Below are 12,156 nucleotides of genomic sequence, written 5' to 3' on the forward strand. Positions count from 1 at the left end.
GTGCCGGGCCCCTCTGGCGAGAGTTTTACGGCGCTCTCGCGATGTCGGTACCGCCTGCAAAAATTGGCCGGCGGATTAAAAACTATGAAAAACCTGAATGTGCTTCGCGCGCGTGCTTTCTGCGTGCGGCCTGACGCTCCGCGTCGGTCCGTGAACGTCCTCGTCATCGGAGGCGACCGGACATGAGCGCTGCCCAGAAAAACACGCTTTCCTACTTCAAGTGGGCTTTTATCGTCACCGTCGTCGGCCTGATCCTCGGCGGTTATCTCGGCTGGGAAATGACCGGCACGGTGGGCGGTACGGCGACGATCTTCTTCATCTGCGTCGTTCTTGCGGTGCTGGAAATCTCGCTCTCCTTCGACAACGCCATCGTGAATGCCAATAAGCTGAAGGACATGACGCCGGTCTGGCAGCACCGCTTCCTGACCTGGGGTATCCTGATCGCCGTTTTCGGCATGCGTATTGTCTTCCCGCTGCTCATCGTCGTCGTCGCCGCGAATGTCGGTCCCTGGACCGCGATCGTGATGGCGGCCACGCAGCCGGAGCGTTATGCGGAAATCATGCGTGACGCCCATCTGCCGATTGCGGCTTTTGGCGGCACCTTCCTGATGATGGTCGGTCTCAACTTCTTCTTCGACCATGAAAAGGACGTACATTGGGTGCGCTGGATCGAAGAAAAGGCTGCAACCTATTCTTCCGTCAAGGGCATTGAAATTGCCTTCGTGCTGGTGGTCATGCTGGTCTTTTCCCGCATCATCGGCGCAAGCGACAATCCGGAACTCGGTCCGGTCGCGGCCAACACCTTTTTCCATTCGGCGATCTGGGGTCTTTTGACCTTCCTGCTGGTGGAAGTTGTCGGCGGCATTCTCGACCGCAGCCAGGAAATGCTGGAAGGCGCGGCGAAAGGCGGCTTCGGTGCATTTCTTTATCTCGAAGTGCTGGATGCCAGCTTCTCCTTCGACGGCGTGATCGGTGCTTTCGCGCTGACGCAGAACCTCTTCATCATCGCCATCGGCCTCGGTATCGGCGCCATGTATGTGCGCTCGATGACCATCATGCTGGTGGAGAAGGGAACGCTTGCCGAGTACCGCTATCTGGAGCACGGCGCCTTTTATGCGATCCTCATTCTGTCCGTGATCATGTACGTACAGACCATGGTGCATATACCGGAGGTCATTACCGGACTTGGCGGCGCGGGCCTCATCGGCATCTCGCTCTGGTCCTCCATCCGCTATAACCGGCGGCACAATGCCGGTGCCGTCGAAGCGGCGCGCGGCGCGGAGATCTAAACCGCGACCATCCTTGCCTTCCGCTGTCGTGGCGGAAGGCAGTTTTTAAGCACTGTATTTCCGATTGCCTTTTTTTATTGCGCTTTTCTCCTTGCGGACAATTTGGCCACAAGGCCACAATTTCATCCAAGCAGCTGTTTTTGCTTGCCTTTGTGCGTCGCAGCAGAACTGGCACAGTTTCTGCATCCCTTCTTGCAAGTCCAGAGGGGACGTCGAAAGCCCGAAAAACGGGTCGATAAATACCGCCGCGCCGCGCCGCCGTTGAGGTTGACGAGGGCGCGGCGGTTTTGTTTGTGCGCCATGGTTCTTGAGTTTTTCGTTCCATTGAATGAAAACGGGAGCGTAACGACTGGAAGGTTCACCGGCTTGCCTGCACAATTGTCGCCCACGGAAGCTTTGGGGCTCTGGCATCGTGTATCCACGGCGCAGATCACCGCCGACGCGCCGGATTTGACCTTGCGTCAGACCGCCATCCTGCTGCAGATTTATCTCGTGCCGCCGCCGCATACCGTTCGCGGGCTTGCCGCCCTGCTGGGGGTGACCAAACCGGTCATCACCCGTGCGCTCGATAGTCTCGGAGCGCTGGGATTGGTCGACCGGGTCCGGGATGAGCGGGACAGGCGCAATGTCGTGATAAAACGTACGGTGGCCGGTGCGCTTTATCTGGAAAAATTCGGCGATCTGATTATTGATCAGGCGCGCAAGATCTAACCCCTGGACGTGAAACCCATGATACTCGACCGCCGCCTGAATGTCTTCCGCCCCGATCTGGCCGACGCGAAACTGCAAGGCGCGGTGCAGGCCGAACGTTTTGTCAGCGGCTCACCCGCGCAGGTTACGATACCGGTTATTGGCCTGCGGCCGACACCGGACCTTGCCGCCGGCATCGACACGGAACTGCTGTTTGGTGAAACCCTCCGAGTTTTTGACAGGGCGAATGGCTGGGCGTGGGTGCAGGCGGATTCGGATGGTTATGCCGGTTATGTGGCGGAGACGGCAATCGGCGACGTCGTGGCCGCCACCCACCGCATCGTTGCGCCCCGTACCTTTCTTTATCCTTCCGCCGAACTGCGCAAACCACCGGTCACGGCGCTCTCCATGGGCAGCCTGATCCGCATCGTCGGCGAGGCGGAAACTCGCGGCACCCGCTATCTTCTGACTGAGAAAGGCGAAGGCATCATCGCCGCCCATTGCCGGTCCGTCGATGCGGCGCTTGAGGAAGACTATGTGGCGGTGGCGCTGCGTTTTATCGAAACCCCCTATCTCTGGGGCGGCCGCTCGGGCTTCGGCATCGATTGTTCCGGTCTCGTGCAGCTTTCCATGGCGATGACGGGTCGCCGCGTTCTGCGCGACACCGACATGCAGGTGAAGTCGCTCGGCGTGGAAATTGAGCGCGATGAATTGCGGCGCGGCGATTTCGTCTTCTGGAAGGGCCATGTCGGCCTCATGGAAAACGAAGAAACGCTGCTGCACGCCAATGGCCATACGATGAATGTCGCGCGCGAAAATCTCGAGGCGGCCATCGAGCGTATCGGTTGGCTATATGAAAAACCGACGGCGTTCCGCCGGCTGGAGGGCTGAGACGGCGGCTTTCACGAAATTGTGCCCGCCCCGCCCTTTGTAGGAAGAACGCCGACGGCCTACATCCCATGAATGAGAGCACGGGACAGGCATCGATGAAGACAAGAACGGCGACACGATTGGCAGCCATACTCGCGGCGGTTCTGGCAAGCGGCGTGGCAGAGGCGCAGACTGTTTTCCAGAATGGTTTTGCCCCGGCGCCGGACGCCTATGCAAACCTGCCCGGCGTCAAGGATCCGCGGACGCTGCAGCCCAAGGTGCGTTATACCTGCCATACCGAGCTCGGAATCACCGGCTATTCCAGGGGACCATACCGCGAGGTTTTCGGCAGCCGTGGACTTCCCGTTCAGGGTTATCGCTGCACGGATGAAAACGGCATTTCCAGCTTCGGCGGCAGAAATCCGGTCTCCAAGGACTGGTATCCCGGCATCAACCCCGTTGACCCGACTTTCTGAGGGTATGCGGAGTGAGATGGCAGTCCGAAAACCCCATGCGGTTTTCGGAAAATAGATGCGCGGGCAAGAGTGTGAGGCATTTGCCCATCCGTCGCTCTGGACTTGTTGTCGCTTTTTCAGATAAATCTTCGGCAAGACAGGTTGATACCTGCATGCGTGCGGAGTGACATCGGCTATTCTGAGCTTTGGCCGATATTGGGGAATGCGAGTATGACGAAGACCGATATAGCCACCCGTGTCCACAATCATACCTGGAAACTCGATCCGATCGTGCGCAGCCTGATCGATACGGATTTCTACAAGCTCCTGATGCTGCAGATGATCTGGAAGCTTTATCCGGAAGTGGATGCGACGTTTTCCCTCATCAACCGCACGAAGACCGTGCGGCTGGCGGAGGAAATCGACGAGATGGAACTGCGCGAGCAGCTCGATCACGCGCGCACCCTGCGCCTCTCCAAGAAGGAGAATATCTGGCTTGCGGGTAACACGTTTTACGGTCGCTCGCAGATTTTCGAGCCGGAATTCCTCTCCTGGCTTTCAAGCTATCAATTGCCGGAATACGAGCTTTTCAAGCGCGACGGGCAATATGAGCTGAATTTCCATGGCCGCTGGATGGACACGACGCTGTGGGAAATTCCGGCGCTGGCAATCATCAACGAATTGCGCTCGCGCAGCGCCATGCGCTCGCTTGGGTATTTCACGCTGGACGTGCTTTATGCCCGCGCCAAGGCCAAGATGTGGGAAAAGGTCGAGCGGCTGCGCGAGCTGCCTGGTCTGCGCATTTCCGATTTCGGCACCCGCCGCCGTCATAGTTTCCTGTGGCAGCGCTGGTGCGTCGAGGCGCTGAAGGAAGGCATCGGACCTGCCTTTACCGGGACGAGCAATGTCCTGCTCGCCATGGATTCCGACCTCGAAGCCGTCGGCACCAATGCGCATGAGTTGCCGATGGTGGTTGCGGCGCTGGCGCAGACCGATGAGGAACTGGCGGCCGCGCCCTACCAGGTGCTGAAGGACTGGAACCGGCTTTATGGCGGCAACCTGCTGATCGTGCTGCCGGACGCCTTCGGCACGGCGGCCTTTCTGCGCAACGCCCCGGAATGGGTAGCGGACTGGACCGGCTTCCGCCCCGACAGCGCGCCGCCGATCGAAGGCGGTGAAAAGATCATCGAGTGGTGGCAGAAGATGGGCCGCGATCCGCGCAAGAAGATGCTGATCTTTTCCGACGGTCTCGATGTCGACGCCATTATCGACACCTACCGGCATTTTGAAGGCCGGGTGCGCATGAGCTTCGGCTGGGGCACCAATCTCACCAATGATTTTGCCGGCTGCGCGCCGAAGACCATTGCCAGCCTCAAGCCGATTTCCATCGTCTGCAAGGTCAGCGACGCCAATGGCCGCCCGGCGGTGAAGCTCTCGGATAATCCGCAAAAGGCGACCGGTGATCAGGCCGAAGTGGAGCGTTATCTGAAGTTCTTCGGCCAGGAAGACCACAAGGAACAGAAGGTTCTGGTCTGATTGAGACCGGGCGCTTCGGTTGACGAAGCGCCCGCGCGAGCCTGCTTCTTCGTATCGGCGGATTATTTCGCGAACTGATGCGCGATGTAATGGAAGAGCGCTCTGATGCCCTGTGCCTCGCCGCCGATCGATGAATGATACCGCTCGCTGAGCGACCAGCCGTAAATATCGAAATGCGCCCAGCGTCTGGTATTGGTGACGAAACGCTTGAGAAACAGCGCGGCGGTGATCGAGCCGGCCATGCCGCCTGACGGTGCATTGGTGATATCGGCCGCGCGTGAGCGGATATCCTTGTCGTATCCCATATAGAGCGGCATGCGCCACAGGGGGTCGTCCGTATCGATGCTGGCTTCAGCGATATCATGGGCCAGATCGCCGTCATCCGTGTAGAAGGGCGGCAGATCCGGGCCGAGCGCGACGCGGGCCGCACCTGTCAGCGTCGCCATGTCGATCATGAGGTCGGGCGCATCCTCATCCGCATAGGCCAGCGCATCCGCCAGAACGAGACGGCCTTCCGCATCGGTATTGTCGATCTGCACCGTCAGCCCCTTGCGGCTTCTATAGATATCGCCGGGACGGAAGGCATTGGCGGAAATGGAGTTTTCCACCGCCGGCACGAGGACCCGCAGATCGACCGGCAGCTTCGCATCCATGATCATCAAAGCGAGACCGAGAACATTGGCGGCACCGCCCATATCCTTTTTCATCAAGGCCATGGAGGCGGCGGGCTTGATGTCGAGACCGCCGGTATCGAAGCAGACGCCCTTGCCGACGAGGGTGAGGCGCGGATTGCCTTTTTTGCCCCAGTTCATCTCCAGAAGGCGCGGCGCGCTTTCGCTGGCGCGGCCGACGGCATGGATCAGCGGAAAGTTTTCCTTCAGCAGGTCATCGCCGGCGATGACGTTCACCTTCGCCTTATAATGGGCGGCAAGGGCGCGGAAGGCGATCTCGAGCTCATCCGGCCCCATGTCGTTGGCCGGAACATTGATGAGATCGCGCGCGAGGAAAACGCCCGCCAGAACGCGCTTGATCTCGCCGTCTTCCGCATCCTGCGGAATGAGCAGCTTTGCGCCGTTGGTCTTGGTCGTCTTGTATTTGTCGAAACGATAGCTGCCGAGGCCGAAACCGAGCGCCAGGCGGTTGGCGGTCAAGGGCGCGGTCTCGACATGCCACTCGCCTTCCGGCAGCTCACGGGCGAGCTTGCCGGTGATAAAGGGAATTTCGGACGGATTGCCGCCAAGACCGAGAAGCGCGCCGCCCAGCGAACCATCGGCGGAAGGAACCAGTAAGATGGCGCCTGCCTCTGCCTTGAACCCCGCCTTTTTCGCCCAGTCCAGAGCGACAGGATCGATGGCGCCCTGTTCGATGTGGGCTGGCGTGACGGCGAAAACCGGCAGAGTGCTGCCGGCTTTGGAGCTGAAAGGGGTGGGGCGTTCAATGAACTGATAGGGCGCCATGGTCTGCTTTCGTAACTGTCGTGAATCGGTGCGATTAACGCTCTGTTAGGGTTAACAGATTATTGCTTAAGTGAAAGTTGCGTCATGTGAGTCTGTCGTATGTCGGGCGCAAGATCGATCATTCTTGGGCGGGGGCGCTGCCATGACTGCTTTTTCTTTGGCCGGGACGGGCCGGATCGGGTTGCTGCGGGGAGCATGCCTTGCCGCCTTGGTTCTTGCTGTTTCCGGATGTGCGGGCACCAACAAGCCGGATCGCATGTCCACCGGCTCTATTCCCGCCGCCACACGCTCCTATGACCACATGAACATGGAGCAGCTCCGGCAGGCGGAAGAGGCGGCCGGCAAAGCCTATGAACGCAGCCCGAAAGACAAATCCGCCGGCATGAATTATGCCAACATTCTGATGATGACCGGCAAGAACACCCAGGCGCTTGCCGTCATGCAGCAGATCGCCATCTCCAATCCGGCCGACCGCGATGTCCTTGCCGCCTACGGTAAGGCGCAGGCCGCCGCCGGCCAGCTGGAACAGGCCCTGTCGACCATTCAACGGGCACAGACGCCGGATCGCCCCGACTGGCGGCTTTTTTCCGCCGAAGGCGCTGTCCTCGATCAGCTCGGACGCTCGAACGAGGCGCGCTCGCGATACCGTCAGGCGCTCGACCTGAAACCGAACGATCCAAGCGTGCTGTCCAATCTCGGCATGTCCTATGTCCTGTCGAGCGATCCGCGTACCGCCGAGACATATCTGCAATCGGCCATCACCCAGCCGGGCGCCGATAGCCGTGTCCGCCAGAACCTTGCGCTCGTGGTCGGGCTTCAGGGCCGCTTCGCCGAAGCGGAACGGATCGCCGTCCAGGAACTCTCTCCGCAACAGGCCCAGGCAAATCTCGGTTACCTGCGGGCGATGCTCTCGCAACAGAATTCCTGGCAGCAACTGGCGAAAAAAGACGGCAAGCCTGCCGGCTGATGCACGTTCAAGTCTTGCGTCGGTCGCGGCAGGCAACCCGATATGCCGCAGCGTCTTTCTCTGTCAGAACGAGTCGAGAACCCGGATGATGGCCGGGCCAAGAATGACGGCAATCAGCACCGGCAGGAAAAATACGATCATCGGCACGGTGAGTTTCGGCGGGAGTGCGGCGGCTTTTTTTTCCGCCTCGTTCATGCGCTCGTCGCGGCCCTCCTGCGCGAGAACGCGCAGCGCCTGCGCAAGCGGCGTGCCGTACCGCTCCGCCTGGATAAGCGCCTGCACGACGCTTTTGACGGCTTCGAGCTGGGTTCTCGTGCCGAAATTCTCAAGAGCGACGCGCCTGTCTTGAAGGAAGGACAGCTCGGCTGTCGTCAGCATCATTTCCTCGGCCAGCTCGGGTGACTGCTCGCCCATCTCCTCGGCCACGCGCCGCATCGCCGCCTCCATGGAGACACCGGATTCAATGCAGATCAGCATGAGGTCGAGCGCATCCGGCCAGGCCCGCTTGATCGATGCCTGCCGCTTGTTCATGCGGTTCGACACATAGATATTGGGGGCGTAAAAGCCGATATAGCCGAACAGCAGCACGGCCATCAGCCGGACGATGAAGGCCTTGTCGGAAAGATTTCCGAGAACGAAAATCCAGGTAAAGGCCACGGCCAGAAAAATGAACGGCAATACGAAGCGGGCGGCAAGAAAGGTGTTGAAGGCGTTTTGTGAACGAAGTCCGGCTGCGCGCAGCTTGTTCATCGTATTCTTGTCGGCCAGCGCTTCCTGAAGGTTGAACTTCTCCACGATCCGGCGCGCAGACTTGTTGTTGTTGCCACGCAGCGAGGTTTTGCCGTCTCTGGTGACGGCCGCCATGCGGTCGCGTTCCCGGCTGCGGATCAGATCACGTTCCGATGACACGGCTTTCATGCGCTTGGCGAAATCTTTCCGCTCGAAAACCGGCATGATGAGCGTGTAGAGGGTCGCGAAGACCGCCAGCGTCACGAGAACGGCGATGATCGTTTGCGGATCGGTCAGGCTGGAAAGGAGGTTCCCGCTCATTCCATCCCCTCAAATATCGAAATTGATCATTTGGCGCATGATGAATATCCCGATCAGCATCCAGAGCGCCGACGCTCCGAGAATGATATGGCCACGAAGATCGGTGAAAAGCACCGACAGATAATCGGGTGAGGTGAAATGCACCAACATCATGACGACGAAAGGCAATGAGCCGATGATGACGGCGGAGGCCTTCGCCTCCATCGAAAGGGCGCTTACCTTGGCGCGCATCTTCTTGCGGTCTCGCAAGACTTTCGAAAGATTGGACAGGGCTTCCGAGAGGTTGCCGCCGGCTTGCGCCTGGATGTTGATGACGGTGCTGAAAAAGCTCACTTCGAAGAGCGGCATGGTCAGCATCATGCGTTCGATCCCCTGCGGGATGCCGATGCCGACTTGCTGTGCATCGACGACACGCTGAAACTCTGTTTTCACCGGCTCCTGGCCATCCGAGGCGATCAGTCGCACGGCGTCGTTCAGCGGCAAGCCGGATTTGATCGACCGGCACATGACGTCGAGCGCATTGGGAAACTCCTCGAGAAATTTCTTCTGCCGGCGCTTGAGAACAAACGCCAGTCCCCATCGCGGCAGTCCCAGGGCCACGACAAATCCTATGAGCAGAGCGATCAGCAATGACAGGCCGTAAAGAAGTGACATGAGCGCGGAGAAAACGGCCATGCCCACGCTCAGCAGATAGAACTGGCGAACGGAAAGCGTAAGCCCCGCCTGAACCAGCTTGTCGCGCACAGTGACGTTTTTTGCTTTTTTTGCTTTCTCGCTCTGTTTCCGTTCCATTTCCCGCAGATTATCCTGCATGGATTTGCGGCGCTTGCTGAGTTCCTGGACGCGGTCGCGCGCGGCCTTGATGTTTGCGTGATCCGTTTCTGCGGCCTGAACGCGCTTGAAGCGGTTGGTGGTCTTTTTTTCGACCTCTATCTGCTGGAAAAGCAAGGCGTAAGCGAGTGCCCCTGCCGAGATGGCGACAAGTGCGGCCAGTAACAGGATTGACGGGTCCATGGCGGTCGCTTTCCCTTAGGATGTTTTTTCCATTTCATCGAGCGCGGCCGCGAGGCGTTTTTCCTCGCCGTAATAGCGGGCGCGATCCCAGAAATGGGGTTTGCTGATACCTGTCGCGACATGTTTGCCGATGAGCCTGCCGTGAGCGTCTTCGCCTTCGATTTCAAAGCGCATCAGATCCTGGGTCACGATGACGTCGCCTTCCATGCCGGTCACTTCGGTGATCTGCGTTATCCGCCGTGAACCGTCGCGCAGGCGTTGGGCCTGAATGACGATGTCGATCGACCCGGAAATGATTTCGCGCACGGTTTTGGCCGGCAGGGTGAAACCGCCCATGGCGATCATCGATTCAATACGGCTCAGGCATTCGCGCGGCGTATTGGCGTGCAGCGTTCCCATGGAGCCGTCGTGGCCGGTGTTCATGGCCTGAAGCAGGTCGAAAACTTCCGGTCCGCGCACTTCGCCGACGATGATGCGTTCAGGCCGCATGCGAAGGCAGTTCTTGACGAGATCGCGCATGGTGATCTCGCCTTCGCCCTCGATGTTTGGCGGACGTGTTTCAAGCCTCACGACATGTGGCTGCTGAAGCTGCAGTTCGGCAGTATCCTCGCAGGTGATGACGCGTTCGTCCCTGTCGATGAAACTTGTCAGGCAGTTGAGAAGCGTGGTCTTGCCGGAGCCCGTGCCGCCGGAGATGACGACGTTGCAGCGGACACGGCCGATGATCTTCAGCAATGTCGCGCCTTCGGGCGTGATCGCGCCGAAACGCACCAGCTGATCGAGTGTCAGCTTGTCCTTCTTGAATTTTCGGATCGTCAGCGCCGGCCCGTCGATCGCCAGCGGTGGCGCGATGACGTTGACACGCGAACCATCGGGCAGGCGGGCGTCGCATATCGGGCTCGATTCATCCACGCGCCGGCCGACCTGGCTGACGATGCGCTGGCAGATGGAGAGCAGCTGGGCGTTGTCGCGAAAACGGATGTCGGATTCGATGGTCTTGCCGCCGACTTCGATGAAGGTCTGGCCGGAGCCGTTGACCATGATATCGGCAATATCGTCGCGCGCCAGAAGCGGTTCCAGCGGCCCGTAGCCAAGGACGTCGTTGCAGATGTCTTCGAGCAGTTCCTCCTGCTCGGCGATGGACATGGCGAAATTCTTGATCGTGATGATGTCGTTGACGATATCACGGATTTCTTCGCGTGCGCTCTCCGCATCGAGCTTGGCGAGCTGCGAAAGGTCGATCGTATCGATGAGCGCGGAAAACACCTGGCTTTTGGTATTGTAATAGTCTTCCGTGCGTGCGCGTTTTTTCTGGGCCGGCTGCGCCGCTGCCTGTCGTGTTGCGGGCGATTGCCCGGGTTCGAGCGTGTCGATCGCGAGAGGCCGAGGCTCAGGGGCCGCCGCCTGCGTGGACACAGGCGTGACAGGATCCGGCTTTATGCTTCTGGCTGGGCCTTCAGCCCCGCGTTTTCCGAACATCGGCGTTTCCGTCTAGAGGCGCAGGGGAAACCCCTATTTGCGCTTGAGAATATTCTTGAGTTTGTCGAGGCCGCCGCGCCTGCTTTTGCGCAGGACGGTGCGGCCGGTGATGGTATGGGCAATTTGCGAGAAGGTTTCCGCGATCTGCGATTTTTCATCCATCTCGCTGATCATCCGTCCGCTGTTGGCGGCAGTGCCGAACAGCTGGGCATCGAATGGGACGATCGCGATCGGTTCGATTTCCAGCGGCTCGAGGAAATCCACCGGTGCAATTTCCGGCCGTTTGGGCATGCCCACCTGGTTGAGAATGAGGTGGGGCAGCTTGTCGTTGGGCCGCAGTTTTATCAGCGCATCGAACAGGTTTTTCGTGTTGCGCAGATTGGCGAGATCGGGAGCCGCCGTGATGACGACCTCGTCGGCTTCCGCAAGAACTGCCCGCGTCCAGTCGCACCATTGGTGGGGAAGATCGAGGATCGCGACGGGTGCGCTGCGCTGCAAAACCTCAAGGATCGGCAGAAAGGCCTGGCGATCGAGATCATAGGTCCTGTCGAGCAGCGAGGGCGCCGCCAGAAGCGACAGATGATCGGAGCATTTTGTCAGAAGACGGTCGAGAAACACCTCATCCAGCCGTTCCGGTGAAAATACCGCCTCCGCCATGCCCTGGGCGGGGTCCTGGTCGAAATCGATATTGGCCGTGCCATAGGCAAGGTCCATGTCCGCCAGAATGGTTTCGGTCGAGAAAAGCGTGGAGATGCCGAAGGCGCAATTATGTGCGATCGTCGATGAGCCCACACCACCTTTGGCGCCGATGAAGGCAATGTTGCGGCCGAGCGGCTCCGCTTCCGGATCGACAAAGATCGTCGCAATCGCGCCAAGGAGATCGGCCATATTGACCGGAGCGACGAGATATTCGGAAATGCCGTTGCGGATGAGATCGCGATAAAGCGTGATGTCATTGTGCCGTCCGACGATAATGACACGGGTGGAGGGATCGCAGACCTCCGCCAGCGGGGCGAGATCGTCCAGCAGCGAAACAGGGGCGCTCGCCGTCTCCAGGACGATGAGATTGGGTGTCGGCGAGGCGGAAAACATCGTGGCCGCCGCGTTGATGTCTCCCTTGGTCACCCGCAGGGTAACCTTGCTCATGCGACGATCGCCGGACAATGCGTCCATTACCGCCTGCATATTGTCGCTGACGCAGAAGGCGTGGACGGAAATGCGGGGCAGGGGCCGCAGATGGTCCATATCCGAAGCGCGCACCGGCTGTTCGGTGTCCGCGCCGCCGCCTGACTTGATATCGTATTCTACAGCGCTCATCGTCTTTCCTGCCGTGACAATTGTTGGAACCG

11 protein-coding genes are annotated in these 12,156 nt (G+C 59.5%); 6 read left to right on the forward strand and 5 right to left on the reverse strand.

Annotated features, from left to right (window positions below; translation table 11 throughout):
* The first annotated feature begins 182 nt into the window (after nucleotides 1-182).
* From ACI2KA_RS03145 to pncB, 5 genes are all read left to right on the forward strand, one after another.
* Complete coding sequence (locus tag ACI2KA_RS03145; RefSeq protein WP_404499140.1) at nucleotides 183-1,289, forward strand: DUF475 domain-containing protein; 1,107 nt, start codon at nucleotides 183-185, stop codon at nucleotides 1,287-1,289.
* 366 nt (nucleotides 1,290-1,655) lie between these two features.
* Nucleotides 1,656-2,000, forward strand: a complete 345-nt coding sequence (locus ACI2KA_RS03150) for a MarR family transcriptional regulator (protein ID WP_404499142.1) — start codon at nucleotides 1,656-1,658, stop codon at nucleotides 1,998-2,000.
* A gap of 18 nt (nucleotides 2,001-2,018) precedes the next feature.
* Nucleotides 2,019-2,870: a C40 family peptidase gene (locus ACI2KA_RS03155; protein ID WP_404499144.1), complete on the forward strand. Its 852-nt coding sequence runs from the start codon at nucleotides 2,019-2,021 to the stop codon at nucleotides 2,868-2,870.
* A 95-nt stretch (nucleotides 2,871-2,965) separates the two neighbouring features.
* The gene (locus ACI2KA_RS03160) at nucleotides 2,966-3,325 is read left to right on the forward strand and encodes a hypothetical protein (protein ID WP_404499146.1); all 360 of its coding nucleotides are present in this window, start codon (nucleotides 2,966-2,968) and stop codon (nucleotides 3,323-3,325) included.
* A 210-nt stretch (nucleotides 3,326-3,535) separates the two neighbouring features.
* Nucleotides 3,536-4,840: a nicotinate phosphoribosyltransferase gene (gene pncB / locus ACI2KA_RS03165; protein ID WP_404499148.1), complete on the forward strand. Its 1,305-nt coding sequence runs from the start codon at nucleotides 3,536-3,538 to the stop codon at nucleotides 4,838-4,840.
* Between the two features lie 62 nt (nucleotides 4,841-4,902).
* Here the strand turns inward: pncB and ACI2KA_RS03170 are convergent, their stop codons facing one another.
* The gene (locus tag ACI2KA_RS03170) at nucleotides 4,903-6,297 is read right to left on the reverse strand and encodes a leucyl aminopeptidase family protein (RefSeq protein ID WP_404499150.1); all 1,395 of its coding nucleotides are present in this window, start codon (nucleotides 6,295-6,297) and stop codon (nucleotides 4,903-4,905) included.
* Between the two features lie 142 nt (nucleotides 6,298-6,439).
* Here ACI2KA_RS03170 and ACI2KA_RS03175 point away from each other — a divergent pair, with 142 nt between their 5' ends.
* Nucleotides 6,440-7,264, forward strand: a complete 825-nt coding sequence (locus ACI2KA_RS03175) for a tetratricopeptide repeat protein (RefSeq protein WP_404499152.1) — start codon at nucleotides 6,440-6,442, stop codon at nucleotides 7,262-7,264.
* 63 nt (nucleotides 7,265-7,327) lie between these two features.
* Here the strand turns inward: ACI2KA_RS03175 and ACI2KA_RS03180 are convergent, their stop codons facing one another.
* The 4 genes from ACI2KA_RS03180 to ACI2KA_RS03195 are packed head-to-tail and all read right to left on the reverse strand — an operon-like array spanning nucleotide 7,328 to nucleotide 12,124.
* On the reverse strand, nucleotides 7,328-8,314 hold the full coding sequence (locus tag ACI2KA_RS03180) for a type II secretion system F family protein (protein WP_404499154.1): 987 nt from the start codon (nucleotides 8,312-8,314) through the stop codon (nucleotides 7,328-7,330).
* Between the two features lie 9 nt (nucleotides 8,315-8,323).
* On the reverse strand, nucleotides 8,324-9,328 hold the full coding sequence (locus ACI2KA_RS03185; protein ID WP_404499156.1) for a type II secretion system F family protein: 1,005 nt from the start codon (nucleotides 9,326-9,328) through the stop codon (nucleotides 8,324-8,326).
* A 15-nt stretch (nucleotides 9,329-9,343) separates the two neighbouring features.
* Nucleotides 9,344-10,807, reverse strand: coding sequence for a CpaF family protein (locus ACI2KA_RS03190; RefSeq protein ID WP_404499158.1), 1,464 nt, complete (start codon nucleotides 10,805-10,807; stop codon nucleotides 9,344-9,346).
* Between the two features lie 33 nt (nucleotides 10,808-10,840).
* Complete coding sequence (locus ACI2KA_RS03195) at nucleotides 10,841-12,124, reverse strand: CpaE family protein (RefSeq protein ID WP_404499160.1); 1,284 nt, start codon at nucleotides 12,122-12,124, stop codon at nucleotides 10,841-10,843.
* Nucleotides 12,125-12,156 lie beyond the last annotated feature (32 nt).

Origin of the sequence: Agrobacterium sp. NPDC089420 (assembly GCF_044900305.1) — a bacterium.
Taxonomy (GTDB): domain Bacteria; phylum Pseudomonadota; class Alphaproteobacteria; order Rhizobiales; family Rhizobiaceae; genus Agrobacterium.

Coding starts and splice junctions, on each gene's coding strand:
- ACI2KA_RS03160 (WP_404499146.1), top strand. CDS start 2,966: ATGAAGACAAGAACGGCGACACGATTGGCAGCCATACTCGCGGCGGTT.
- pncB (WP_404499148.1), top strand. CDS start 3,536: ATGACGAAGACCGATATAGCCACCCGTGTCCACAATCATACCTGGAAA.
- ACI2KA_RS03180 (WP_404499154.1), bottom strand. CDS start 8,314: ATGAGCGGGAACCTCCTTTCCAGCCTGACCGATCCGCAAACGATCATC.
- ACI2KA_RS03145 (WP_404499140.1), top strand. CDS start 183: ATGAGCGCTGCCCAGAAAAACACGCTTTCCTACTTCAAGTGGGCTTTT.
- ACI2KA_RS03170 (WP_404499150.1), bottom strand. CDS start 6,297: ATGGCGCCCTATCAGTTCATTGAACGCCCCACCCCTTTCAGCTCCAAA.
- ACI2KA_RS03155 (WP_404499144.1), top strand. CDS start 2,019: ATGATACTCGACCGCCGCCTGAATGTCTTCCGCCCCGATCTGGCCGAC.
- ACI2KA_RS03190 (WP_404499158.1), bottom strand. CDS start 10,807: ATGTTCGGAAAACGCGGGGCTGAAGGCCCAGCCAGAAGCATAAAGCCG.
- ACI2KA_RS03175 (WP_404499152.1), top strand. CDS start 6,440: ATGACTGCTTTTTCTTTGGCCGGGACGGGCCGGATCGGGTTGCTGCGG.
- ACI2KA_RS03185 (WP_404499156.1), bottom strand. CDS start 9,328: ATGGACCCGTCAATCCTGTTACTGGCCGCACTTGTCGCCATCTCGGCA.
- ACI2KA_RS03195 (WP_404499160.1), bottom strand. CDS start 12,124: ATGAGCGCTGTAGAATACGATATCAAGTCAGGCGGCGGCGCGGACACC.